This is a genomic window from Streptomyces sp. M41(2017), assembly GCF_002078175.1.
Taxonomy (GTDB): domain Bacteria; phylum Actinomycetota; class Actinomycetes; order Streptomycetales; family Streptomycetaceae; genus Streptomyces.
Window position 1 is genome coordinate 204,222 of record NZ_MWFK01000002.1, and the last position, 23,030, is coordinate 227,251.

General features: G+C 67.0%; 27 protein-coding genes. 13 read left to right on the top strand and 14 right to left on the bottom strand.

Features of this window, described 5'->3' with window-relative positions; genetic code table 11:
* Window positions 1-502: 502 nt before the first annotated feature.
* The 5 genes from B0675_RS26570 (at window position 503) to B0675_RS26585 (ending at window position 2,880) form a co-directional block, all read left to right on the top strand.
* Entirely contained in the window at window positions 503-874 is a 372-nt protein-coding gene (locus B0675_RS26570) for a hypothetical protein (RefSeq protein ID WP_081222154.1), read from the top strand.
* A 182-nt stretch (window positions 875-1,056) separates the two neighbouring features.
* Window positions 1,057-1,569: a hypothetical protein gene (locus B0675_RS42175; RefSeq protein WP_081222155.1), complete on the top strand. Its 513-nt coding sequence runs from the start codon at window positions 1,057-1,059 to the stop codon at window positions 1,567-1,569.
* A 24-nt stretch (window positions 1,570-1,593) separates the two neighbouring features.
* Window positions 1,594-2,244 (top strand): helicase associated domain-containing protein, encoded by a 651-nt coding sequence (locus B0675_RS42180; RefSeq protein ID WP_241540001.1) that lies wholly within the window; start codon window positions 1,594-1,596, stop codon window positions 2,242-2,244.
* Between the two features lie 33 nt (window positions 2,245-2,277).
* Window positions 2,278-2,628, top strand: coding sequence for a helicase associated domain-containing protein (locus B0675_RS42185; RefSeq protein WP_241540002.1), 351 nt, complete (start codon window positions 2,278-2,280; stop codon window positions 2,626-2,628).
* 12 nt (window positions 2,629-2,640) lie between these two features.
* Window positions 2,641-2,880: an ANTAR domain-containing protein gene (locus tag B0675_RS26585; RefSeq protein WP_081222156.1), complete on the top strand. Its 240-nt coding sequence runs from the start codon at window positions 2,641-2,643 to the stop codon at window positions 2,878-2,880.
* Window positions 2,881-3,011: 131 nt separating this feature from the next.
* Here the strand turns inward: B0675_RS26585 and B0675_RS26590 are convergent, their stop codons facing one another.
* The 3 genes from B0675_RS26590 to B0675_RS42190 all read right to left on the bottom strand — a co-directional run bounded on the left by B0675_RS26590 (window position 3,012) and on the right by B0675_RS42190 (window position 5,768).
* Window positions 3,012-3,797 carry a hypothetical protein gene (locus B0675_RS26590; protein WP_241540003.1) on the bottom strand — a complete coding sequence of 262 codons (786 nt, stop codon included), beginning with the start codon at window positions 3,795-3,797 and terminating at the stop codon, window positions 3,012-3,014.
* A 440-nt stretch (window positions 3,798-4,237) separates the two neighbouring features.
* Window positions 4,238-4,786: a hypothetical protein gene (locus tag B0675_RS26595; protein ID WP_081222157.1), complete on the bottom strand. Its 549-nt coding sequence runs from the start codon at window positions 4,784-4,786 to the stop codon at window positions 4,238-4,240.
* Between the two features lie 232 nt (window positions 4,787-5,018).
* Window positions 5,019-5,768, bottom strand: coding sequence for a DUF2637 domain-containing protein (locus B0675_RS42190; RefSeq protein WP_241540095.1), 750 nt, complete (start codon window positions 5,766-5,768; stop codon window positions 5,019-5,021).
* Window positions 5,769-6,786: 1,018 nt separating this feature from the next.
* Here B0675_RS42190 and B0675_RS26605 point away from each other — a divergent pair.
* Window positions 6,787-6,975, top strand: coding sequence for a hypothetical protein (locus B0675_RS26605; protein WP_081222158.1), 189 nt, complete (start codon window positions 6,787-6,789; stop codon window positions 6,973-6,975).
* A gap of 104 nt (window positions 6,976-7,079) precedes the next feature.
* Here B0675_RS26605 and B0675_RS26610 read toward each other — a convergent pair whose 3' ends face one another.
* Window positions 7,080-8,753 (bottom strand): SpoIIE family protein phosphatase, encoded by a 1,674-nt coding sequence (locus B0675_RS26610; RefSeq protein WP_081223894.1) that lies wholly within the window; start codon window positions 8,751-8,753, stop codon window positions 7,080-7,082.
* 961 nt (window positions 8,754-9,714) lie between these two features.
* Between B0675_RS26610 and B0675_RS40720 the strand changes: the two genes are divergently transcribed.
* Both B0675_RS40720 and B0675_RS26620 read left to right on the top strand, forming a co-directional pair.
* Window positions 9,715-10,212, top strand: a complete 498-nt coding sequence (locus B0675_RS40720) for a hypothetical protein (RefSeq protein WP_107482846.1) — start codon at window positions 9,715-9,717, stop codon at window positions 10,210-10,212.
* An 823-nt stretch (window positions 10,213-11,035) separates the two neighbouring features.
* A complete protein-coding gene (locus B0675_RS26620; protein WP_179165442.1) occupies window positions 11,036-11,422 on the top strand; it encodes an STAS domain-containing protein in 387 nt (128 codons plus the stop codon).
* A gap of 471 nt (window positions 11,423-11,893) precedes the next feature.
* Here the strand turns inward: B0675_RS26620 and B0675_RS26625 are convergent, their stop codons facing one another.
* Both B0675_RS26625 and B0675_RS26630 read right to left on the bottom strand, forming a co-directional pair.
* Window positions 11,894-12,088 (bottom strand): hypothetical protein, encoded by a 195-nt coding sequence (locus B0675_RS26625; RefSeq protein ID WP_081222160.1) that lies wholly within the window; start codon window positions 12,086-12,088, stop codon window positions 11,894-11,896.
* A gap of 497 nt (window positions 12,089-12,585) precedes the next feature.
* Complete coding sequence (locus B0675_RS26630; protein WP_081222161.1) at window positions 12,586-12,942, bottom strand: STAS domain-containing protein; 357 nt, start codon at window positions 12,940-12,942, stop codon at window positions 12,586-12,588.
* A 170-nt stretch (window positions 12,943-13,112) separates the two neighbouring features.
* Here B0675_RS26630 and B0675_RS26635 point away from each other — a divergent pair, with 170 nt between their 5' ends.
* Window positions 13,113-13,580 carry an ATP-binding protein gene (locus B0675_RS26635; RefSeq protein WP_081222162.1) on the top strand — a complete coding sequence of 156 codons (468 nt, stop codon included), beginning with the start codon at window positions 13,113-13,115 and terminating at the stop codon, window positions 13,578-13,580.
* 63 nt (window positions 13,581-13,643) lie between these two features.
* On the opposite strand, the gene B0675_RS26640 is transcribed toward B0675_RS26635, so the two are convergent.
* Window positions 13,644-13,952, bottom strand: coding sequence for a hypothetical protein (locus B0675_RS26640; protein WP_081222163.1), 309 nt, complete (start codon window positions 13,950-13,952; stop codon window positions 13,644-13,646).
* 422 nt (window positions 13,953-14,374) lie between these two features.
* Complete coding sequence (locus B0675_RS42600; RefSeq protein WP_347110988.1) at window positions 14,375-14,623, bottom strand: hypothetical protein; 249 nt, start codon at window positions 14,621-14,623, stop codon at window positions 14,375-14,377.
* Between B0675_RS42600 and B0675_RS26645 the strand changes: the two genes are divergently transcribed.
* Complete coding sequence (locus tag B0675_RS26645) at window positions 14,507-14,758, top strand: hypothetical protein (protein ID WP_347110931.1); 252 nt, start codon at window positions 14,507-14,509, stop codon at window positions 14,756-14,758. The two genes, B0675_RS42600 and B0675_RS26645, sit on opposite strands and share 117 nt — an antisense overlap.
* A gap of 248 nt (window positions 14,759-15,006) precedes the next feature.
* Here B0675_RS26645 and B0675_RS26650 read toward each other — a convergent pair whose 3' ends face one another.
* Window positions 15,007-15,648 (bottom strand): hypothetical protein, encoded by a 642-nt coding sequence (locus tag B0675_RS26650; RefSeq protein ID WP_206602740.1) that lies wholly within the window; start codon window positions 15,646-15,648, stop codon window positions 15,007-15,009.
* 269 nt (window positions 15,649-15,917) lie between these two features.
* The gene (locus B0675_RS26655; RefSeq protein ID WP_081222165.1) at window positions 15,918-16,187 is read right to left on the bottom strand and encodes a GlsB/YeaQ/YmgE family stress response membrane protein; all 270 of its coding nucleotides are present in this window, start codon (window positions 16,185-16,187) and stop codon (window positions 15,918-15,920) included.
* Between the two features lie 239 nt (window positions 16,188-16,426).
* Here B0675_RS26655 and B0675_RS26660 point away from each other — a divergent pair, with 239 nt between their 5' ends.
* The 3 genes from B0675_RS26660 (at window position 16,427) to B0675_RS26670 (ending at window position 19,604) form a co-directional block, all read left to right on the top strand.
* Window positions 16,427-16,900 (top strand): hemerythrin domain-containing protein, encoded by a 474-nt coding sequence (locus B0675_RS26660; RefSeq protein ID WP_081222166.1) that lies wholly within the window; start codon window positions 16,427-16,429, stop codon window positions 16,898-16,900.
* Window positions 16,901-17,376: 476 nt separating this feature from the next.
* Window positions 17,377-18,228 (top strand): IS5 family transposase, encoded by an 852-nt coding sequence (locus B0675_RS26665; RefSeq protein WP_081222167.1) that lies wholly within the window; start codon window positions 17,377-17,379, stop codon window positions 18,226-18,228.
* Window positions 18,229-19,094: 866 nt separating this feature from the next.
* Complete coding sequence (locus B0675_RS26670; protein WP_241540004.1) at window positions 19,095-19,604, top strand: GAF and ANTAR domain-containing protein; 510 nt, start codon at window positions 19,095-19,097, stop codon at window positions 19,602-19,604.
* On the opposite strand, the gene B0675_RS26675 is transcribed toward B0675_RS26670, so the two are convergent.
* From B0675_RS26675 to B0675_RS26690, 4 genes are all read right to left on the bottom strand, one after another.
* Window positions 19,566-20,045 carry a lamin tail domain-containing protein gene (locus B0675_RS26675; protein ID WP_241540096.1) on the bottom strand — a complete coding sequence of 160 codons (480 nt, stop codon included), beginning with the start codon at window positions 20,043-20,045 and terminating at the stop codon, window positions 19,566-19,568. The two genes, B0675_RS26670 and B0675_RS26675, sit on opposite strands and share 39 nt — an antisense overlap.
* Window positions 20,046-20,553: 508 nt before the next feature.
* On the bottom strand, window positions 20,554-21,081 hold the full coding sequence (locus tag B0675_RS26680) for a MarR family transcriptional regulator (RefSeq protein ID WP_081222168.1): 528 nt from the start codon (window positions 21,079-21,081) through the stop codon (window positions 20,554-20,556).
* 218 nt (window positions 21,082-21,299) lie between these two features.
* Window positions 21,300-21,635 carry a MerR family transcriptional regulator gene (locus B0675_RS26685; RefSeq protein ID WP_081222169.1) on the bottom strand — a complete coding sequence of 112 codons (336 nt, stop codon included), beginning with the start codon at window positions 21,633-21,635 and terminating at the stop codon, window positions 21,300-21,302.
* A gap of 876 nt (window positions 21,636-22,511) precedes the next feature.
* Window positions 22,512-23,015 (bottom strand): ATP-binding protein, encoded by a 504-nt coding sequence (locus B0675_RS26690; protein ID WP_241540005.1) that lies wholly within the window; start codon window positions 23,013-23,015, stop codon window positions 22,512-22,514.
* Window positions 23,016-23,030: the final 15 nt, after the last annotated feature.

Here is a 23,030-nt window from a genome sequence, read left to right on the forward strand (position 1 = left end):
CTTCCGTCCCGGGGACGTCAGGAAAACCGCATCACCACCATGCACCCCTTCCAGCCAGCGCGATAGATCACGGCCGGAAAAAGGCGCCCGTCGAGCGCTCAGACGCCCGCTCCCCAGGGGGGAGCTGGGCGCCTGTGTGCGCAGGCGTGGTGAGCAGCCCGGCCTCAGGGTGTGCACGCGAGGGAGGCCGGGCGTTACTGAGCCCCCTGACCAGGCAGTGGAAATCAGGTACTCAGCTCTCGCATCCAGGTTCACGGCCGGGGACGCGAGCGACATCCTGCTCAACGACGCCCGACGCGCCGGGACACGACAACCGGGCCCACCACTGCTCGGCAACACACCGGCTCGGCAACGCCCCAGCTCAACATGCCCTGTGCGGGGGCTGCGGGAGGTGTGACGAGATGCTTTTGAGGGTGTTCGGGTGGTTCGGCGCTGCTGGTGCAACCGTGTCGGGGCGGGCCGCCTCCTGGACATCAACAGAGCGTCGGATGCTGGAGGATGCATGCAGGAGTGGCAGTACTCACCGACCGACTCGACGTTGCCCGAGCTGGCGCTGGATCCCTACCGCTGCGGATTCGACGCGCACACGACCGGGAGCGGCGTAGAGACAGGAGAACCCTGGGGGGACGAGGACTGGCGGGTCCCAGCCCAAGCACGGCCCGCCGAACAGCAGGCGTCGTGGCCCGCACCAGACCCCGGCCAACGACTGCCCTTCGTGATGGCCGCGCACGACCGGCGCCGCCTGGAACTGCAGGCCACACTCATCCGGGCGGGAGTTGCGCCCGCGCCCGGAGACCTGCACGCCGTGGAAGCGCTGAGCGCCCTCGACGACGTCGTCAACGACGCCCTCCAGCGATGGATCACGCCGCACTGAGCCCGGGCTCCCTCCAGTTGGTGCCCGGACCGGCCTCCGGAAGCGCGCAGCCATCGTCGGCTTGTGTTCCCGCTGCGACCCACTGACCGCAGCACGTTGTCCCTGACGAGCGATCAGTGAGTATTCGCTGTGCAAGCCCCTGCGAAACCGCATCTGGGGCTGGTCTGCCCGTATGGAGCCTGATGATGGTGAACGAGGCGCACCGTACGAGTGGGGATGGTCTGAAGCCGTGGGCTGCCGTTCACGACCAGGCGCAGCTGCCAGCGGAGCGTCGGTTGTATATGACGGCGACGGTGCGGGTGTGGGAGGCAGAGGGTGAGCGGCCGCGGTTGGTGGCGTCGATGGAGGACGGCTCTCCCGTGTTCGGGCCGGTCGCCTACAAGCTGACCCTGTCGGAGGCCATCAGTGTGGCGCCCTATCAGGTGCTGTGCCTCGACATTGGTGACCCGGATCTGTACGCGGCGCTGACCAGTGAGGACACGGGTTCGGATGCGGTGCGTGGGGCGCGCCTGGCGGCCGTGCAGACGGGGTTGATGCACGCGGCGGTGGAGGAACGCGTCCCGAGGCTGCTGAGCTTTCACAGTCGGGTGGGTGAGGCGGCGTCGGTGCCGGCGGTCGCGGCCCGGCTCGCCGAGGAAGAGCCGGACGTCTACCCGGCGGCGGGACAGGTGTGGGCGGACTGGTTGTACGGCTAGCACGCCCCCGGCCATCGCCGGGCGGTGCTGGACGAATTCGCCTCCGATTACCTTGGCGGTCCCGGATTGGGCCGAGATGTGCGTGCGGAGTTTCGTGTTCTTTCGTCTGTTCGTGTTCTCGGTGAAGGGGTTGATACTGCCGAGTGTGATGCAGTTCTTTTCTCGGACGCGCGCGGTTCAATGGTCGATACCGTGGGTGCAGGTGCCGTTCACGTACGTCACGCCGGAGGACTGGGATCAGTGGGAACGCATCCGCTGGGGGCGTGGATCGCGGACCAGCGGCGCTACTACACGGCCGGAACACTGGAGGCCTCGAGGGTCGCGGAATTGGAGAAGCTCGGGATGGTGTGGTCGGTGCACCCCTCCGCGTGGGATGCCGGCCTGGACGTCGCCCGCTCGTACGCGGCGGTGCACGGCCATTTCTTGCCCGCCGCTTCGGTGGTGTGGGAGTCGATTCCGCTTGGGGTGTGGGCCAAGAAAAACCGTGCAGCAGCCCGCAAGGCGACTGAGAACGCCGAACGGCGTGCAGCTGGGGATACGGGCCTCTCTTACTCCGGTGAGCTGCCTGAGAGCCGTATGGAAGCTCTGGCCGATGTCGATCCCGGGTGGTGTCCAGCGTGGGAGATCGGTTGGCAGCGCAGCTACCGGCTCGCTCTCGCCCACGTCCGGGCCTGAGGTGAACTCCCGGACAGGGCTGGGGAGCTGGTCGTGCAGGGCGGGGACCTGGGCGCGTGGGTCGCCGGGCAACGGGTCGGCTGGGAGCGGCTGATGCCGGAGCAGCGGTTCCTGCTGGAATCGATCGGCGTGGAGGCACCGGCTGGAGACGAGGCGGTGAGGTCGGTGCGGCGGACGCAGGGCGACCCGTGGGCGGTCAACGTCGCCGCGGCCCGCCAGTTCCACGCCCGTGAGGGACACCTGCGGGCGCCTAGGAAGGCTGTCGAGGACGTCGACGGCGAGCAGATCAAGCTCGGAGCCTTCCTCGACAACGCCCGCCGCAGAGCGGCAAAGCTGAGCGAGCAGCGGCGGGCCGAACTCGATGACCTCGGCCTGCGCTGGTAGCTCGAGGAAGCGATGCGTTCGCAAGCCGTGGTGGACCAGGCCGTCGGCGTCATCCTGGCCGTGGCACATCTGACGCCCGAGCAGGGCCGGGATGTGCTGTGCGTCGTCTCGGAGGAGACCGGTATCAAGCTCGGGCACGTGGCGGACCTGATCGTCGGTTGGGCCCGCAGCGGGCAGCTTTGCTCCGACATTCGCATCGAGCTCGATCAGCAGCTTCTGCGGCACGCACCGCGCGAGTCGGCCGGCGAATGAGCCGCGCCGGGTCGCACCCCACGGGCCTGCACGGCTGCCGTTGCCGAGCAGCCCGGCCGGTGTCGATCCCGGCCGGGGCTCTGGATGCGCGTGGTCGCGAAGGGGCAGCAGCCAATCGGTGCTGGGCCGGTTCAGTTGGCGCGGAGAGTCCTGACTCCGTTGGCTTCGAAGTCGTAGATGCTCCGGTTGATCCGCAGGCCGTCGATGGCGCCGGCCCACAGGTTGTCGCGGCCCTTGCCTACGGCGGCGGTGTAGATGGTCGGAGCCGATCCGCCGTCGTTGAGGGCGGTCTTCAGCTGGGCGAAGGTGCACGGGGTGCTCTGGTTGCAGCCGGTCGCGGTGCCCGCCGCACCCGTGAGGAACCACCTGCCGGTGGTGGTGGCGTCCAGGTAGGGACTCCAGCGGTCCGTCACCGGGGAGGCCGGCGGCGACCACACCATTGACGAGTAGGTGGTGGCGGGTGCCGCGGTGAGGCGCGGGTTGATCTCGAACCTGATGTTGGGCATGTTCCCGGGGCCGCCGTGCGAGGTGTTCTCGCCGGTCTGGAAGACGTGGAAGCCGATCTTGGTCAGCCCCAGTACCGGGTTGCCGTAGAAGTCGACCTCGTTGCCGAAGTCGACCTTCTCACTGGACGGCGTGAGGGAGGTGGAGTTGTCCGCCACCTCGATGCCGAGGCTGCCCGTTCCATACGGCGGCCTGGCCGACGGACCCGTGACGCCGAAGGAACCGAACGGGCCGTTCCTCAGGGCGGCGACGGGTGAGCCGATCGTGTTGCGGGTGATCACTCCCCAGTGGTCCGAACCGCCTTGGGTTCCGGGGGCGGACGACGCCGATCCCGGGACGGCCGAGACGGCGATCGCGGCCAGCGTCGTGACCCCCAGCGCCATCTTCCGCTTCACGCCAGACAGAGACTTCACGTCTTGCTCCTTCATCGCGGTTGGTCGAAGCGCAGGATGGGCGCCTCGAGCCGGGCCCTGCGTACCGCCCGCCACGTAAGCACTCTCCGCAGCGGCACCTGCCGCGGCGCGCATGGCATATGCCGCCGGTTAATCCGTACGGTGTAGGGGACACCGCGTCGCGCGGGCGGCAGGGGCGGCGTGCGCAGCCGCCGGCGGGGGTGGCAAAGCGACTGCGCACGGCAGAAGGCGCCCTGGGTGGGTGGGGCTCCTGGATCATCGTTGCGCAGGTCACAGGGGCTTTGTGCGTGCGTGTGCTGCTCAACGGCCGTCTGCCTGCGGCCAGTTCAAGGCTCCCTTTACAGCCCGGCTGGGGGCCGGGGTGGGGTGTCCTTGTCGGGGCGGCCGAAGAGGGCTTTGATGCGCAGTTGCGGCCGTCCGGCGGCGAGGCGGAAGGATCGTCAATCCCCAGCCCCGAGCGGGCCGCCGCAGGTCTTATAGGGCGGGAGCACGGGTTCGGGCTGCGCGGGCACGCGCGGCCCGCCCCAGCCCTCGTCAGCAGCCGCCCCCCGTTCCTCTCGCTCCCTCGCTTCCCGGGCCTGCTGGACTTTGTGGCGTTCCTCGTCACGGCGGCGCCAGGCACGGACGTCCTTGGGGTTGTCCAGGGCGTCGGTGAGGGTTTCCCAGCGGCGGTGTCCGCAGCGCCACCACACCGCGGCCAGCGGCCCAGATTCCTGGATGCGGTCGAGGGTGGTGAACAGGAGCGCGATGGCGTCGGCGTAGTCGTAGTAGCCGTCTGACCGTTCGCTGCCGTATCCGCCGAACCCCTTGTACGTGCCCGACCAGTGGTCCCGGGTGAGATCCAGCACCCGGTTCATCCGGTTCTTCAAAGCTTGCTCTCCCAGCCGGGTGCCGGGGTCGAACACCACGAGGATCGGCGGGTATCCGTCCCGGCCGGTCGGCGGGTAGTAGCTCTGCCACAGCGGGACGCCCTGACCCCCGTGGGCCACGGCGATCGAGAAGGTCCTTCACCTGCACGCGGAAGAACTCGCGGTAGCGGGCAGACCTGGCCGCCAGCACCTCGTCGCTCCGCTACCATTCGGTGCCTTTGAACGTGGCCTTGAAGTGGCCCTTGTCCCGGCGGGTGGCGTCTTGCGTCCGATCCTGGCCTCGACGAAACCCGGCTGCGGAGATGGTGGCCTGAGACTGCCGCCCGGGGCCCGGGGAGCGTAAATGCACGGCCTATTGGCCCGTCCACGGTCTCAGCCCCGGTGCCGTCAGGATTGGCGGTGCCCTGGTTACCGAGAGGCGGCGCATAGGGCCTCTTCGCGGGATCGAGGATCTGGACGGTGTAGCGACCGCTGGCTGCCGTCCGGTTGGGGCCGCCACCCGCGCCGGGGACCGGGGCAACGGGTGTGTTCGGCTGCGGGAGCAGGGCAGCCGGCTCATCCCAAGTGGGGCCGTTACGCGACGTGTGTGCGTGCAGTGGCGTGCTCGGTCTTCCGCGACCGATGCCCGAGCCGGGGCACGCCGGCCGACCAAGAGAACAGGCGGGCTCACCCGGGGGCAAGAGAGACAGCCCGCACTGCTATCGGTGCACGTAGGCGCGGCCACGTTCAGTGGCGCGCACGACGAGTCTTGCGGCGGGGGGGATTTCGGTGAGGGCGGGTCAGGGTGATCTGACGGACGAGTTGGTGAAAGCACGTCAGGGCAGTAACGGGGGGGTAGGCCAACCACCGCCATGCCAGTGAGCGTCTTGTCGGCCTGGTTGACGCACAAGGCGACCGCGAAAGCTGAGAAGAGTACGACCACGACCCAGGAGTGTGCCGCGCGGCGCCGGTGAAGAGCGGCGCGTAGGACGGAGAGCGAGGCGACGAGCCACGGTCCGAACACCAAGAGCGGCCAGCAATGGGCGAGGTCATCGGCGACGGTCGGAGTGGCCACATGGCGCAGAGGGTCGTAGGAGACGACGGCGCCGAATACGCTGACCATGGCGACGATCAGTGCCGTGAGTGCTGCGAGGCTGATGCTGGCGACCTTCAGCCATGACCATCCTTGCGGAGGGCGGACCCGGCGTAGGCGTCGTCTACGGTGATCGTGGGATCCCGTGCGGGGTCTGGGCACGGCAGTCGAGATGGTTGGTGGTTGCTCGACAGCGGTGCGCAATACCTCCGCCAGTTCGTCGTCGAGGGCCAGGGTGTGGTCGAAGACAATCGAGTCCAGCGGGCCATTCGACGCGCGTGGCGAGAATGCCTGTTGCGTGGGGCGGAAGAGATCGTGCGTGTTCACCAGCTGTTCGGGATGCGATGCAGGGGGCCCCGGCTCGGTGGTGTACAAGTGCTCGTAAGGCGGGTCAGGATAAGGATTGAACTCTCCGCTCCGGTCATACACGGTGATTCAGCTCTCGCCCACTACTCTGCATCGGAGTTCCTTTTAGCCCCTGACCGGCTGGTGCTGACGTCAGGTATGACTCGGTGCCATACGACACATGTGAAACCGGTGCACCCACGTCTGATTCGCGAGCGGAAGCTGCACGGCTCTTGAAATCAGCCTGAAGGTGATCTAGCCGCCGGAGAAATTCTTCCAGTACATCCGTGAAGTATGTGGGTCCATACGCCGCTGGATTGTGCGCGAGCGCGGGAATCGGTTGTTCCGTGGAGCGATCATTCGATGAAGCAGGCGGGCGTGTAGAGCGCAGCGAACGAAACTGATCCGATCGCGTGCCCGCTGCTCCGGGAAAGTCTTTGCGTGATGTCACACCGGACCAACGAAACCAACGTGCGCACAGGCGTCTGGCAGTCGGGTGACGCGCAGCGCTAGAGAGTGGTTTATTCGCCCCTCCCTTGACTGTGACCCTAAGAACTTCCTTTGGCATATGCAGCTCAACGCCATGGGAGATCAAGGACGGCATCCCGCAGTAGTCGCTTCCAGGCGGGCGCAGTACCCGGGCAATACCGGACGCGTAGCACTGCGCTGGACGCTTCCTTGGCACTTCCCCCAATCTGGATCGATGGACCTCCTGCACCGCTACATCGGCAAGACCATCGACGGCTACGAACTCGACCCCAACCGTCTCCTCGCGCTCCATTTCGGCGATGACCGCTTCGTCATCCCTCTCGACGACGAAAGCCGCGTGGGCCCCGAAGCAGCCCACTACCTCGGCCCCGACGGCGTCCCCGGAGGAATGTGGATCTGGTAAACCGAGGAAGGCGCGCAGTCGCTCTGGAAAGTTCCTCGGGCTCGCTCCAACCCCGGTGACGTGCCCCTCGCGAAACTCCCTCTGACTATCCATGGCCGCCCGGTCTATTTCAGGGGCGGTGTGCGCAGCGCGAGCATGGCGACGTCGTCGTCGTTGTCGTTGGGGCGGACCTGTTCCAGCAGCAGGTCGCAGAAAGAGTCCAGGGGGCGGTGGGCGAGCGAGGCCGCATGTCGGCGCAGACGGTCCAGTCCGTGGTCGATGGAGCTGTGTGGTGACTCGACCAGGCCATCGGTGTAGAGCAGGAGGGTGGTGCGAGGCGGCAGAGTGGTCAAGACATCGGGGCGAGGCCGGATCACTCCGGTCCCGAGCAGGATGCCGTGGGCGTCGGTGAGGTAGCGGGCACGACCGTCGTGGCTGACCAGCAGCGGCGGAGGGTGGCCGGCGTTCGTCCAGCACAGTTGCCACAGCTCGTCGTCGCCGCGAGTGAGCGTGGCAAGGATCATGGTCGCCATGGGGACCTCGGCTATGTGCTTCACGGCGTTGTCGAGCTGAGTGACGACGGCGCTGGGCTTGGCCTCGGGTTGTGACCATGTGAAGGCGCGCAGCATATTGCGGACCTGAGCCATGCCGGCAGCGGCGTCGAGGTCGTGCCCAACGACGTCGCCGATGGCCAGGGCGTGCGCGGTATCGGTGAGGGCGAAGACGTCGTACCAGTCGCCGCCGACGGAGGAGGCGTGCGGAGCGGGTACGTAGCGTGCCGTCATGTCCACCCCGGGCACGGTGGGGAGCTGGGGCAGCAGGTGGCGCTGCATAGTTTCGGCGACCTTGCGCTGGCGCTGGTAAAGACGTGCGTTGTCCAGCGCCAGGCCAGCCCTGCGGGTGATGTCCTCCAACAGCGGCAGGTCCGCGGCGGTGAAGGCGCCAGGACGTTTCGAGCGTCCCAGAGTCAGGGCTCCCAGCACGTCACGCAGGCCTCGAATGGGCGCGATGGCAGCGGAGTGCATGCCCGTCTCGTTGAACAGGCGACCCTGTTCAACGGCGATTCCGGAATCGGGTACGCCCTGATAGGTGGCCGGGCCCGCAAGAGAGGAGGCGGCACCGCGCAGTGCCCGGGACAGGGGCATCGGGGATTCCTCCGGCACGGGGGGCATGGGCCCCTGCAGGTCCTCCCGTTCCACCAGGATGCCGTCCCTCTGCTCTGCCACCAAGGCACGTCGCACTTCGTCCCGTTCGGTGAGGAGATCGATCACTGCCCAGTCCGCGAGCCGGGGTACCGTCAGGGCCGCCAGTCGGCGCAGGGCCTCCTCGATATCCAAGGTGGACGTCAGCTGGGTGGTCGTCTCTGCTAGCAGGGCCAGACGATCCAGCTCCGTCAGCGGTGTCAGGCCCTCATGAACACCGTCGTCCGGTGGGGCCCCCTTCGATTCGTACAGCAGCACCAGCGCGGCCGCCCTCTCCGGACCGAGGGAGCAAGGCGCGACGAGCCAGGACATCTGGACAAGTGTGCCGTCCCCGCGGGCGAACCACTCCGCGTCGCCGTGCTCCGTTCCTCCGGCGAGAATCACGCTTCGCAGTTGGCAGCGCGCGCGGGGTGTGGGGTGCCCATGAAGGTCGCGGTGCAGCAGGTCATGGAAGTCCTGCTCGACGAGTTCCTCGAGGCTGCGGCCCAGCACGCTCTGGGCCACGCCGTTGGCCGAGACGATCAGTCCGCCCTTCTCGACGACAACGACAGCCGTCCGCACGTCCTCCAGCGTTACGCCCAGGGCGCTCCACCACATCTCCGGACCGGGCACGGGTGAATCCTCAGTGCCCGCGCCAGTTATGTCCATGACCCTCCTCGGCGAATGCAGACCTACACGAAGGTACAGGCAGTACTTCGCTGCCTGATAGTCACCCAGCGGGCCGTGGGATGGCTGTACCGACTCGCGACATCGCTCCTGGCGGCCGGAGCACCACCCACGTGAGAGGGCTGCCAGACGCTCCCGGCGGGTCGGCGCGCTCGGCTCGTCCGAAACGCCATTCCGTGAGTTGCCACCCGAATGGCCTACGTGCGCTGGGGGGGGCGAACTGGCGCTGTCCCCCCGTTCGGGTCAGTCTGGCTAAGCACTGCGGTACCGCATTCCCGTGCTTTCTGATCTACCGGGAGGCGTCATGCTCGTGACTGCTCTGCTGCTCCCGATCCTGGTCCTCCTCATCTTGTTCGGACTCAGCGCTTTGGAGAACGCCTTGTTTCCTCCGCACACCGAACAGCCCCCAGCCAGTCCGGAAGAACCCCCTGCGTCTTTTTGAACGGGCAGCCGTCCCGAAAGCGGGGGGGGGCAGCACGTGTCAGACCGTTCGACCGCTCTTACCGTCAGGCAGGCGCAAACCGAGCGACGACGGTGGAGCCTCCCCTGCTGATGGGCATCCGTTCCCGCATCAGCCTGTATCGGTCCATTGTGATGCGAAGTGCGTCCTTTGGCAGGATGTGGATCCGGAACGGGGATGGGCGGGGACCTCTCCCCCAGCCTCTGCCGCGGTCAGGCATGGACGTGCTGCGGAGCATGTTCCGGAACGGCAGTGATCCCGTCTCGGCTTCGACGACCACCCAGCCGGACAAGCCGTCACCGACACCCACCGCCTACTTACACCAATCCAGCACATCGCACTCCCGGCACGGAGATCGTTTACGGGACAGGCTTCAGGTGATGTGTTCGATGGGTGCGCTGCACCCCGGTGTCGATGCGGAGGGAGTCAGTCATGACGGTTGCGGGGGAGCCGTTGCTTCGTCTGTGGGAGGGCCGGTGGGTGGTGCGGCGGGCCTGGATTGTCCAGTACACGGGAGCGGCTGAGTCGACCGTCACCCGGTGGTACACCGAGCGGGGCCGGCGGCCGAAGCATCTGCGGCATCCGGAAGTGGTCGGCACGGTGGGGCGAACCGTCTACTTCGACAAGCAGGCCGTGGAGGCGTTCTGGGCGGCCTGGCAGAAGGACATCGGTACGAAACGCTTGGGCACGGGCCGCAGCCGGGGAGACGGCCAGGGGACGCGTGGAGGCGGTCCCGGCCGCGACCAGCGCGACCGGGCGGTGGGTGTGGCGCTGGACGTGCTGCGCCGCGAGGGTGGTCCTCGGCGTGGGCTGGCTGCTGAGCTGGCGCGTGAGCACGGCGGCGTGGTGCGCAGCTGGCGGCGTGCCGTCGCTGAGGCTGTCGCGACGTTCGAGCGCGAGCAGGCTCGGTCCGGGGACGCGTCGTCATGAGGTCCCCGCCTCACCGCCCCCCTTCGGGGGCGCCGGCACCCGTCGGCGCGAGCGCGGAGGGCCGCAGACCGACGCGCCACCAGGCGGCACCGGGCCCTCGTGCGTCCTCCTCCGTCCTGTTCTGTACCCCACTCTCCACCCCCCTATTTTTGTTCAAACGGGGGCAGACAGGACGAGGGGAGGCGAGAGGGTTGTCGAGACGGTCGGGCCTGGTCAGGGGTCCGACCTGCACGGATCGCACGGGCCCGCGTGAGGGTGCCGGCAGGGGGATCGGTAGGGGCTCTGGTAGGAAAAATCGGTGCGTATCCTCGTTTCCCACCGGGGTGGAGTGCCGGGCCCACACGGGTCCCGGGGCCGGATCACTGACCCAGGCCCGGAGCTTGCGGCTTATGGCAACGGCCGTTCGGATCCGTCACCAGCCGCTGCGGCGGCTTCCCGGCGCAGTCGCCAGGCGCGGGTGCGGCACTTCGGCGAACAGTACACCGAGTCCGTGCGCAGTGACGCGGAGACCCCGCACACCGGGCGCAGGCCCTGGGGCCGCAGGTCCTCGCCTCGGATCCATCAAGCTTTCCAGATCCTGCAACAGCTGCCTCGGTCTTGCTGATGCAGGGGGTGGTAGTCCTGTGCCCGGCCCCTTCGCTCGTTTCGGTACTCTCTCCAGCATCATCCCGGGGGCAACGACACGCAGCCTGAAGGTCACATGCGCCGAAGGAGTGTCATTCGGTGGCCCGGTGCTCACAGCGCCGTCGTAGAATCCGCCGGGCTCATCCGTACGGCAGCGGGAAGCAGAACCGTAGGAACACGGGCGAGAGGGAGGGCAGTCATGGACGAGTGCAGTGTCAGGTTCCGTCACCACGACACCGTGGTCGTCGACCTGCCCCACGTCGTCGACTTCTACAGCGAGCGGGACATCCATACCGCCGTCATGAACGCTGTGATCGATGACTGTCGGCACCTGGTCCTGAGTCTGGCGCGCACCCGTGATTTCGACTCCAGCGGCATCACTCTCCTGCTCGCCATCTGGCGCCACACCCAGAACGAGAACATCACCCTCAGCCTTGCCGACCTGCCGTCCTTTGTCGCGAGGATGCTGAGGATCACCGGCACCGACACGGTCCTGGCCGTCCACCCCACCGCTCACGACGCCATTAACACCGTGAACAGGAAGGGCGGGACCGCGCAGGACGGACCACTGTCCCGCGAAGCCTGACGCCTCCGGCTGGCAGGCAGACCCACCGGTTCCCTATTACTGATGGCGCGTCATGGAGGCCTCGACGGGCGTGATGCCGGGCGGGGTCGTCCTGCAGGCGTCCTTGGCGCACGCCGGTCCACCACTACCTGCGCGAGGGCCCGGCCCGCTCCTGATGTCCGGCCGCGCGCTGCCCACTCGGTGTTTCTCCCGGCTTCCATGTGCAAGCGGCCGTCCCGGCAAAGGGCCAGAGGCGGCCGCCGCTTGCTGCGGAGGGTCACTTGACGGGCTTGAACGTCCAGCTCTGAGCCTGGGAGCTGTCCTGCACAACGTTCAGTGCGGCCCAGGGCTGACTGGTCTTCGCAACCCCCAGGCGCAGTTCGATGTTCGGGACGTCGATCGTGAAGGTATCGGGCTTCCCGCCGGGGTGAGCCTCCAGGGGCGGGCCTCGGGCTGGAGCAGGACCGGCTTGCTGAGGAAGGGATCGCCGTCTCAGCTCACGTACAGCTTCGTGTCCCCGATGGAAGTGCTGATGGTGTAGGTGCCATCTCCGGTGCTGCGGACCTCCCAGCTCTGCGGGCCGACGCCCTCGGGCACGAGCAGCAGCGGTGTGTCGCTGCTGTCGCGGGTGAGGCACTGCTGGTCGTTCAACACGATCCGGTATCGGCCGTCTGCCACGTCTGCCATGTCTGGCTCCCGTTTACAGTTGAGGCCTCGGCGCCATACAGGCGTCCTCGCGAGCGAACCAGAAGGAAACCACCCCGAACTGGCAGAAGGGCAGCGAGGCACCTGAAGGTGTGAAAGGAAGCACAAATCTGTTTCTGCCCCGGTGAGAACGCTGCCGGACGGCAGGTCGGTGGGGGCCGGGTGGCCGCCTGCGCCAGCGGGACGGCCCCCCGGTCTGCCGGAGCTGACCACAGCGGCAGAGTGCCGACCTCACCGGTGTGGGCGAGATGCGACGTGACGCCTCATCGTCCCTCGGCTCTGTGCCGCCGGGTCGGTGGCTCGCCCGGAGAGGGGCCGTGCGCGCCGCGAGGTCACTCGCCTGCCGGGGCGGAGCGGGGTGCTGCGTGCCGTGGTCCACCGTGGTTCGTTGAGCGGCTCAGAGGGCCCGAAGTCATGGGAATCCCTTCGGGCCCTCCCCCAGACGCGCCTTCTTCGGGAACGTTTTCCGCTCTCCCCGGTCAGGCTTGAAGTGCCTGCTCGACGGTGGGGTAGCAGGCGATGATGGTGTCGAGGGCGACGATCTGAATGACGCGCATCGCCCCTTCCGGGGCGGTGATCCGGATCCAGCCGTCGGTGCCCTGCATCGCGCGGAAGGCGGAAATCAGGACGTTGATGCCGGCGGAGTCCATGAACGTCACCCTGCTGAAGTCCACCACGATCCGCTGCGGCGACGGGCCCTGACCGGCGGTCAGTGCCTCCTCGAAGCGGCCGGCGCTGTCGTCGTCGATCTCACCGGCCAGCGCGAGAACGGTGACCTGGCCGATCAGGCGGCTGCTGACAGTCAGCCGTTCCGCGCGCTGGGGCTGCTCTTTCACGTGTCCCTCATTGGTCTGTCGACATTCGAACACTGCACTCTACGGAATATGCCCCGCTCGTGGTTGCCGGTTGAATCAGCCAGGCTGGAGCCGCGTACTGTACGGGGGTTGTGGTACCCGTCCGACGACTGCACGGAGGGGATACCGGGGGACGACGCAAGGACGGGACTATGGGCAACGCAGCGCGGGAAGGTGCCGGCACACAGGGCGACTCCGAGCCGGTGGAGGCCACCGTGACTCTCCCCGACGAGGGACAGAGCATCGCTGAGGCGCGGCACCTGGCGGCCGCGTTCCTGAGCCGGGTTCGCACTGATCATCTCCTGGACATCTCCCGGCAGACCGTCGAGCTCACACAGCTTGTGGTCAGTGAACTCGTCACCAACGCCCGCAAATACGCGCCGGGCCCCATACTGCTGCGCTTGCGGATCCTGGCCGCCATGCTCGAGATCTCTGTGTGGGACAGCGCCCCCAACTTCCCCGTCGCCAAAACCGCGGATCCCGGTCGGATCGGACAGCACGGTCTGGAAATCGTGATGGCCATCGCCCAGAAAGTCGACGTCCAGCGCGAGCCTGTCGGCAAGCGTGTCACGGCCCATCTCGCCCTGGACGACAGCCTTGCCGGTAGGGCCATCGGCTAAATGGCTGCTCTGTGGTCGAGGTCGGCTGGTGTTAGGCGGCGCTGGCGCAGGCGGTGGTGATCGCTATGTCGGTGCGGGCGTGCACCACGAGATTCCTGCCTCCGGCTGCCGCCCGCGCACGCAGGAGGCGGCGGGTTTCACGCTGGCCACCGACATCAGCACGCCGGTCGGACGGCACCTCCGGTGGGCCCGCACGACGGCGTCGATGACCGCCTCGTCGGTTCCCGCTTCGATAACGATCACAGCGGGCATCGGCGCGTGAACCTGGACCAGATCGGCGATCAGCGCCGCCAGCGTGTCCGCTGCCTCAGCTCCCAGACCGTCTTCGGGAGCAAGGACCAGGACAGCGTTTTCCACCGAATGCGACACCATGACGGTCGGGCCTCCACCTGCCGGAAATCGTCTGTCCTTACGAATTGCCGCCACCCTGCCCGGCAGGCCCGCCCTTGTCGGTAGTTGGGGCGGTTCCCCCGGCACACGTGGCCGAACTGGGGAAACCTGAGCCGGTCAGTCTCCAGGGGTTGGCCACCTGGCCGGCCTCCCCCCTGGGTGCCCCAACCCCCCGGCAAGCAACATCACGGACCTGTAAAAGAATCTTGTTCCCTGAGCAATGGGGATGTCGCTGGCCTTTCCCGCACGCCCCTGTCCCCTGCTTGCCGTGATCTTGATCTCCCCTTCGTGGCTACTCCGTGGCTTACCGCCCATCCTGAGAAGCAGGTGAGAAAAGGGAGCTGTGTCTGACAGGGGCAGCTATGGGTGCAGCGGAGGAAGCAGTGTCCGTCCACACCCACGGATCAAGGCCCGCCCCTGTCGCGTCGGCGGGAGACATGCAGGCGCAGCGCGTCGAGCAGCTGCGGGCCGAAAATGCGCAACTGCAGCACGCCGTCCACGCGCATGCGGTCGTCGACCAGGCTATCGGCGTCCTGCTGGCCGCGGGGAAACTGACCCCCGACGCGGGCTGGGACGTGCTGCGGAGCATCTCCCAGAACCACCAACACCAAGCTCCGCCACGTCGCGGAACTGCTCATCGCATGGGCACGCACGGGCGAACTGTGCACGCTCCTGCACACCGAGCTGAACCGCCAACTCGCCCTCCCCTCCCATCCCGAACCAGCCGGACAGCTGACCACCTCAGCTTCGCCAGACATGGGGTGCCCCCCATGCTGTTGCAGCCCTGACGGGCAGACGGCGCGTTGGTGGTGAGGCGGCCTGGGGCGTCCCACCCGATTCCGTAGTACCGGGCCGCCTCACCAGGTGGGAGGAAGGGACGGTCTACGGGCGCACCTTTCGGCCGCCAAGCCGTCGGGCACACGCGGGAGGCGAATGCACCTTCCACTGCACACGAGGGCAGCCGCTGTCGCGACACCAGAACACCCATCGGAACGACGACGTTCCATGGGGGTTGTGGGCGCAGTACGGGCAGTTGTCAGTGCAGGATGCTCACCGCGCGGGCGATCACGAGGAGCGAGGTGAGGAGAGCGGAGATGCTCTCGATGCTCATCATGATCTTCGCGCGGGAGGACAGGGGCATCGTGTCGGTGGGGCTGAACGCGGTCGAGTTCGTGACGGACACGTAGAGGTAGTCGACCAGCGTGGGAACCCAGTCAGAGGATCCGCTGGCGCCGTCGGCGACCTCCTCGATGGCGTCGTCGTTCTCGTCCTGGGAGAAACGGAAGTCTGCGAGTGGGAGTTCGGACCGCAGTGCCTGGGTGCGGCAGACGGGGCCGCCGCGGTCCAGCTCCCAGAACGCCAGACCGAACACGATGATGTTCGTCAGCCACACCTGCAGAGCGGCCACCAGCAGACCGCGGCCGTCCTTCACCTGTGCGTGGACCAACTCGTTGATCAGCATGCCGAGGGCCACCAGGTTGCTGACGGCGATGATCGCGACGAGCGTCAGCGACAGGATGCGGAACATCCTGGTCTGGCGGGTCAGCCGTCGGGGGTTGATCGCGATGAGCGGGATCAGCAGCACGATCTCCAGCGACGGCAGGACGTAGCGGGGTGCGATGAGCAGTTGCTGCGGCAGTGCCAGGTAGAGGGTGATCGCTGTGAGGGTTGCGATCACTCCCGGGAGCCGGGCCTCCCCACGCCGTTCATGCCGTGGATGGCGGGTCCGAGACCGTGCGCGGCTCTGCGGCATGTTCTGGTCCTCTCGCCGCCTGTTGCGGGCTCGGCTGGCTGGGCTGCGGGGCGGGGCGTTCCGCCTCGGACTGACGGTGCCTCATAATCCCGGGTGGGTGGATGGCGACACGAGACCGGACAGCTATCGGGAAGAGCACGACGGCTTCGCCAACTGGGGGGCGAAGCCGTCGTGCTGGGAACCGGTGAGTGGGGTCAGGCGTGGCGGCGGTTGCCGGTGATGACCCGGTACAGGGCCAGGAGGATGAGCGAGCCAATGATGGCGGCGATCCAGGTGGAGAGGTCGAAGAAGCCGTCGATGGAGTCGACGCCGAAGATGACCTTGCCGAGCCAGCCGCCGAGGAGACCTCCCGCGATACCGATGAGCATCGTGATGATGATGCCGCCCGGGTCCTTGCCCGGCATGAGCGCCTTGGCGATGATGCCCGCAAGCAGACCAATGAGTATCCAGGCGATGACGCCCATGACGTGTGTCTCCTACCAGGTCGGATAAAGGCTCTGTCAGGACAACCTGATGTTCCGTCTCCCCGCGCCTAAACCCCTTGCTGGCGTCTCTGGTCTGCCGTGAGGAAGAGAGCAGCGCAGCCGCTTCACGCCTTGGGGCCAAAGACTGTCAAAGGGCTGCTGAATAGGGGCCTTTTCGGGGTACTGAGTCTGTCCCGGGTCGGCAAGAGGCCCCTGGGACAGGCGAGGTGGAGGTTGTCGTGGACGGGATCGTGCTGCTCAAGGAAGACCACAAGACGGTGGAGACGCTGTTCAAGCAGTTCGAGAAAGCCGGGGAGAACGCTCACGCCGAGAAGCGGAAGATCGTGGACAAGGTGATCGAAGAGCTCACCACCCACACCTTCATCGAGGAGAAGATCTTCTACCCCGCCTCCCGGGAAGCCGACCCCGACACCAAGGACCACGTCCTGGAGAGCGTCGAGGAACACCACGTGGTGCTGTGGATGCTCTCCGAGCTCAAGGACCTCGACCCGGCCGACGAACGGTTCGACGCGAAGATGACCGTCCTCATCGAGAACGTCCGCCACCATGTCGAGGAAGAGGAAAAGGAGTGGTTCCCGGAGGTCCGCAAGGCCATGGGCCGCAACCGCCTCACGGAACTCGGCGATCAGATGGAAGCCGCCAAGAAGAACGCCCCGAGCGACCCGCTTGCCATCCCGAGTGCCAAGGCGTAAAGCGCGGCGCGGGATCATCTGCCCGCCGGTTGCCGGACTCACCGCCGCTGGGGGGTGTGGTCACCCCGCTCGATGAGCTGACTGTGCAGCGGACCGGCAGTCCAGGTTTCGGCCGTTCAGCGTGTCGAGTGCGAATGGGGGGGCCGGAAACCGTGCCCGTTCTCAGCAGGCGCAGTGTTACCGCGGCGGGCCCTGGACTGTATGGCGGGTGGTCCCCCGGCCGCCGACGACCGAGGGGCCATGTCCGCACTTCTTACAGCGTCGTGCAGCGCAGATGCGTCACACGTGATGCACCGCAGAGACGTCGGCCGGACGAAGGACCTGCAGTCAGGCACGTTTCCGGGGGCTCGTGGGGCACGGCTCTGGGCTACCCGGAGCTCCGCTCGGATAGCTGACTAAGAGTGCAACTGATCTATTTTGCAGGCGATTTGAGGCATTCACTGTGACCAGGGTGATGGTGAGTCGTTGCGTGTCTTGTGAGTCCACGACGCCCATACCGCAGTGATGTCTCCGATGCCCGCTGGAGGTTGATCGAGCCGGTGTTCGCCTCTTGGCGGGCAGCCCGCACAGGGCCGGGAACCGCTGCGCGGGTCCACGATCTGCGGGAGATCGTGAACGCGATCCTCTACGTCAACCGGACGGGCATCCCGTGGGAGTACCTGCCGCACGACTTCCCTCCGTACAAGACGGTCTACGACTACTACGCGAAATGGGAAGTGGACGGCACCACCCAGCGGGTGCATGACTTGTTACGTGACAAGGCCCGTCGCGCACAGGGACGGCCGGCGGCCCCGTCGGCCGCTGTCATCGACGCGCAGAGCGTGAAGACCTCCGCAAATGTCGCCGAGGTCAGTCAGGGCATCGATGCCGGCAAGAAGATCAAAGGGCGCAAGCGTCATGTCGCCACAGACACGCTCGGCCTGGTCCTCGCGGTCATCGTCACGGCCGCCTCGGTCCACGACTCAACCGGAGGGAAACGCCTCCTCGACGAACTCGCCACATCGCACCCCAGCGTGACGAAGGTCTGGGCCGACGGCGGATACCAGAACAGCGTCATCCAGCACGGGGCGTCCAGGGGCATCGACGTCGAGGTCGTGAAACGCTCCACCGTCAAAGGGTTCCAACCCCAGAAGAAGCGCTGGGTGATTGAGCGCACCTTCGGCTGGCTGATGCAGAACCGCCGCCTCGTCCGGGACTACGAAGCCCTCCCTCAGCGATCACGCACCATGGCCCACTGGGCCATGGCTAACAAAACCAGCCGTGAACTCACCGGAGAATCAGCACCAACCTGGCGAATCGAAACAGGTGATTCAGACAATCCAGCCTGAACCTTGATCAGATGCTCTCTAAGCGTCACCCCGTGACGGCTATGCATCACGATCGACCGTCAGACGCACGGCGCTTCACGCCTCAACTGCGGTCCACCTTTTGATACCGGCTACCCCGGACCTGCGAAGGCGGCCCCGTTCAGGGGTCCATTCGGCTCCGGGCCGCGGTCTCCCAACCTGCCCTGACCAACGATGTTCGGCCAGGCGACGTGAGCAGCCGAGTGACCCCCGGCGTGGGCGGTAGAAGCCTTTCCCCCTGCAGGGTGGTTTCGATTCCGACCCGCTCCGTGCCCGCCGACTGCCAATATCCAAGGGTGGTGTCGTTCTCATCCCCGTGGGCGGCGCCACCCGCAAGTGCCGGTCCCGGGTCAGCGATCTGGGACCGGACCCTCGTGTGGCCCGGCAGTCCACCCGCCGGGCCACACGCGTAACCGGTCACGGACGTCAGGTCAGGCCGACTGCATCCCCAGCTCGTCGTCCGCGTCGAACCTGCACTGGCCTCGCTTCAGTGGCTGGACGATGCTCGCGAACAGTTCCTCTTCGGTCACGGCGACAACTGCGCCTTCGTGTACGACTACGGAGGCATCGTCGCCAGTCGATGGAGAGTTTCCTCCAGGCTCTCGCCGACGCCGCTCTGGAGCTGATCCGTGCGCAGGGTATAGGGGTCACGCTGGAGCGTGAGCGTTGGCCCTTGACGGTGGACTCCGCCGGTGCCGCGGCTCGGCTGGATGAGAAGCGGCAGGGGCGAGACGACGACCCTGCTTGCAAGCCGCCCGCACCAGCGAGGAAATCGTCGTGGACGGCATGCTCGCCGAGACCCGCTGGGGCGACTACCCCCCTACGCGGCCGCCAGCGGCATCCACTCCATGGCCGCCGACGGGGACGGTACCGTCGGCGCCCTCAACGTCTACCGCCGGCCTCCACACGCCTTCATCGCCACGGACTTCCGCCTGTTGCGCTCGCTGGCATCGCAGGCGAGCAGGGCGATCGCCATGGCCGAACGCCTGGTGATCAGCGAGCAACTCGCCCAGCAAACGCGCTCTGCGCTCAAGTCCCGCGCTGCCATCGACCAGGCTCTGGGCATGGTGATGGGCCAGCGCCGCTGGAGCGCCGAAGAAGCCTTCGCCATCCTGCGCTCGGCATCCCAGCAGCGCGGCATCCCGCTCCACGACGTGTGCACCGAACTCATCGCCAACCTGACCGGCCAGCCGGCCACACCGCCGCAGCGGTGGCGGTGGCGGTTCGGCGAAGGGACTCACGCCGTGGCTTGGAAGGAAGCGTCCAGCGCAGTGCTACGCGTCCGGTATTCCCCGGGTACTGCGCCCGCCTGGAAGCGACTACTGCGGGATGCCGTCCTTGATCTCCCATGGCGTTGAGCTGCATATGCCAAAGGAAGTTCTTAGGGTCACAGTCAAGGCGTTGTCCCACACGTAGTTACGTCGGTCCTGATAGACATCGCGGCCCGTGTCCAGGCCGATCCCGGTGTGGACACGGACGGTGGCACGGCCGTCCAGGCGGTAGTGGTCGAAGGTGTAGGTGCGGCCGTCCTCGTCCGAGAGGGTCCAGCCATCGAGGTTCACACCGTGGCGGGAGTAGTTGGTGATCTCCACCCACTCGCTGTTCAGTGAACGGTTCGAGCGGTTGTCCCAGCCCGGGGAGTCGTACTGAACGCTGCTGATCTCCACCCGGTCGCGGTGCGGGCGGTGGTCGGCGGCGGAGGCGGGCACGGCGATCGCCGCAGTGATGGCAGCCGTGGTCATGGCGGCGGCGGTCAGACGGCGAGCGGTCGTGGATACGGTCACAGGTTCCCCCTGCATCGTGCGGCACAAGCCCAACACGCCGTGGCGGCGGTCGGGTTGTGCGGTGTGCGGGTGGCGGCCGGCCGGCCGCGCATTCACACCCTGCCCACCTCGACCACCTGATGTGAACGACACTCGGCAGGCGTTGCCGAGCATCAACACTGCTGTGACACTCGCCTGCAATGTCCATCTATGTCATGAAGAATTGGGCGAAACCGTAGGCAGGAGGTTCTGCCCCTGGGAGGACTGGGCGCTGGCCGGATCCGGGCTGCCCCGCTCCTTGGCAGGGCGAACTTCCGTCACTCGTAGGTGAGTAACAGCGCCACCTGCGAACAACCGGTCCGGCGGCGCCTTCAACGCTCCGCACTCAATGCTTGCCCCAGTGCTCGCAGCCACCGGCGCATCAGACAACTGACCAGCACGATGCACAAGCCGATTCCGATCACGGGGCGTGCTGACGGCCCCGGCGGCTTCGGACGCCCTCCCGGCCCGGGATAAGGCTTCTGGGGAGGCCAGGTCTCGCCTGCTACGGCGTGCCGGGATGCAGCGTTGGGAGCCCCCATGGCGGTGTGTCCTCGGCGACGAGGTGGAGCATGGGATGGCTGGTCATTGCTTGTTGGAGTCCGGTCAGGCCTTCGGTGAGCGCGGTGCGCTGGTGGTCGGGCATGGCGTTGAGGGCCTGAAGGAGGACCTGGTCGCGTCGCTCGCGGATGTGGGCCAGATGTTCACGGCCGGCACTGGTTACCCGGAGCATGACTTCGCGGCGGCTGTCGTGGCAGGGCTGGCGTTCGACGAGTCCCAGGGCCTGGAGGCGGTCGAGGAGGCGGGAGATCGAGGGTGGGGATGCGGCCAGGAGCCGGGTGAGGGCTCGCATGCGGATTCCGTCCTCGCGGTCGACGAGGTAGAGCACGCGCAGCTGAGAGACCGAGATGTACGGAGGCGGGCCGGCGTTGCGGTCCTGCTCCCACAACACGTCCAGGAGTTCCGTCGTACGGCCGGCCTGGCGGGCGACGGCCAAGAGCGGGCCGGGGCCGGGGTCTATCCACTCGGTCATGCATGTCCCATCCACGGGACCCGGCCCCTGAACCGGGTCACCACGCGCGGTGTCACGTCACTGCGTTCGATCAATCCCGGCAAAGCTCCGGGTACGCGGTCAGCACCGTTCGGTCTTCTCTCGCGGCTGTTCGTGCAGCACGGTTCCAAACGTCGCTCCCAAGCCGTGCCACGAGCCTCAAGATGCCCGCGCCCGGACCAAGTCCGGTCACGGCCGTCTTACGCTGCGGTCGGATCTTCCGTTCCGGAGGCGCGGCGGTATTCGGCGTTGATCCGCTGTGCTTCCTCAAGCTGGTCTTCCAGGACAACGATCCGGCAGGCGGCTTCAATCGGGGTGCCGCCGTCAACGAGTTCCCGGGCCCGGGCGGCGATCCGCAGCTGGTAACGGGAGTAGCGGCGATGGCCGCCCGCGGAACGCAGCGGAGTGATCAGGCGGGCTTCGCCGATCGCGCGGAGGAAGCCCTGCGTGGTGCCGAGAAGTTCGGCGGCCCTGCCCATGGTGTAGGCGGGGTAGTCGTCATCGTCGAGCCGGCCGAACGAGTCGTCTGCTGTCACTTGCACCTCTTCTGTCTCGGGACGCGTGGAGGGGCCCTGGCGCATATCGCGCCAGGGCCCCGAAGGAACTACTACACCATCTGCCGGCCCTTAACCTGCACCGGCCTTCTGTGTCCGCAGCAGCTCACGAGGGGTGTGAGCGGGTGCGGGGATCGCGGTTGCTCGACCGGAGACCACCTCACTATCGATGTCCTGCGGTACCCGGGCTCAATCAATCCGCCCGGGCGATCCTGATGGCGCCTGACTCCTTCGTTCAATCCCTCTTCCATCAACCAACCGGTACTGCGGTACTGCTGTGTGGCCTATCAGAGCGCCACTTCCGGCAGCCAGCCCCGTCGCCCGTCCTGCATCTGCTCTGGCTTAGAACCCCACTGCCGGACCTCCCGGTGCGCGCGCCCGCAGCCGACGCCTTCACCGAGGTACCACTCACACACCTTCACTGCGGGATACCGCGAACTGCACTTACCCGTACTTCACTTTCAGCTCGGTGGCCCCTGATCACTGCAGGCCACCCGGCCCGGCCGTCAGTCCCGTCGCCGACCTGCAACAACCCTGGCTTCGAAACTCCACAACCGTGCCGTCCAACACCGTGCAACTACCGTTACCGCTCCCCGCAGTTCATGTCTGCCGGGCCCTGCTGACTTCTTTGCTACGAGAGAAACCATAACCAGCAGACACGGCAATGTCTACTCCAGCGATCACAGATTTTGGAGCACCCTGCGGAGAGGTAAACGATCGCCGTCACAGCGACAGGAGCGCTGGCCCGACTCTCCGCGGACACATCCCGGGAGCGCACCAGCTCTGGACGGCCGCACCGCTTGCTGGTGACCCGCCGTGCGGAGCGATTGGGGGCAGCACACCGGATTCACGATCCGGTCATCCGGCTGGAGGATGGTCGGCTGCTCGCTTGCCGAGGCCGGGCTGCGGGTCATTGCTGGGGGCATCGGTGAGGGGGAGGACGGCGGTGATCCGTTTGCCTCCCGGCTCCTGGTGGACACAGAAGCTCTGGGAGACGGCCATGACGAGTTCCAGACCGTGCTGGCCGACCCGGTCCGGGTCGGTCGACTGGATGGAGGGCTGCGTCGCGCTGTCGTCCCCGGCCCCGATCTCCACGGTGCCATCACTGACGTGCAGCTCCAGCCGGCAAGGCCCCGGCGCGTATTTGCGGGCGTTGGTGACCAGCTCACTCACCACCAGGAGCGCCATGCCGATCGCCTGATCCGATACCGGCACCGCGTGCCGGTCTCTGACCATGGTCAGGAAGTCCCGGGCCGCATCCCGGGCCTCGGCGATCGTCGCACCGTCCTCGAATACGGCCGACATCGAGATCGGCCACGAGCCGTGCGGCTCTGGTCCCTGATTCTGGGCAGCGGTATCCAAGGGATACGCCTCACT

Excerpts from the sequence above, each read along its gene's own strand:
- B0675_RS26570 (WP_081222154.1), top strand. The coding sequence starts at position 503 with ATGCAGGAGTGGCAGTACTCACCGACCGACTCGACGTTGCCCGAGCTG.
- B0675_RS42175 (WP_081222155.1), top strand. The coding sequence starts at position 1,057 with ATGATGGTGAACGAGGCGCACCGTACGAGTGGGGATGGTCTGAAGCCG.
- B0675_RS26585 (WP_081222156.1), top strand. The coding sequence starts at position 2,641 with ATGCGTTCGCAAGCCGTGGTGGACCAGGCCGTCGGCGTCATCCTGGCC.
- B0675_RS42190 (WP_241540095.1), bottom strand. The coding sequence starts at position 5,768 with ATGGTCAGCGTATTCGGCGCCGTCGTCTCCTACGACCCTCTGCGCCAT.
- B0675_RS26605 (WP_081222158.1), top strand. The coding sequence starts at position 6,787 with ATGGACCTCCTGCACCGCTACATCGGCAAGACCATCGACGGCTACGAA.
- B0675_RS26610 (WP_081223894.1), bottom strand. The coding sequence starts at position 8,753 with ATGTGGTGGAGCGCCCTGGGCGTAACGCTGGAGGACGTGCGGACGGCT.
- B0675_RS40720 (WP_107482846.1), top strand. The coding sequence starts at position 9,715 with ATGACGGTTGCGGGGGAGCCGTTGCTTCGTCTGTGGGAGGGCCGGTGG.
- B0675_RS26620 (WP_179165442.1), top strand. The coding sequence starts at position 11,036 with ATGGACGAGTGCAGTGTCAGGTTCCGTCACCACGACACCGTGGTCGTC.
- B0675_RS26625 (WP_081222160.1), bottom strand. The coding sequence starts at position 12,088 with ATGGCAGACGTGGCAGACGGCCGATACCGGATCGTGTTGAACGACCAG.
- B0675_RS26635 (WP_081222162.1), top strand. The coding sequence starts at position 13,113 with ATGGGCAACGCAGCGCGGGAAGGTGCCGGCACACAGGGCGACTCCGAG.
- B0675_RS26640 (WP_081222163.1), bottom strand. The coding sequence starts at position 13,952 with ATGGTGTCGCATTCGGTGGAAAACGCTGTCCTGGTCCTTGCTCCCGAA.
- B0675_RS26655 (WP_081222165.1), bottom strand. The coding sequence starts at position 16,187 with ATGGGCGTCATCGCCTGGATACTCATTGGTCTGCTTGCGGGCATCATC.
- B0675_RS26670 (WP_241540004.1), top strand. The coding sequence starts at position 19,095 with ATGGCCGCCGACGGGGACGGTACCGTCGGCGCCCTCAACGTCTACCGC.
- B0675_RS26675 (WP_241540096.1), bottom strand. The coding sequence starts at position 20,045 with ATGCAGGGGGAACCTGTGACCGTATCCACGACCGCTCGCCGTCTGACC.
- B0675_RS26680 (WP_081222168.1), bottom strand. The coding sequence starts at position 21,081 with ATGACCGAGTGGATAGACCCCGGCCCCGGCCCGCTCTTGGCCGTCGCC.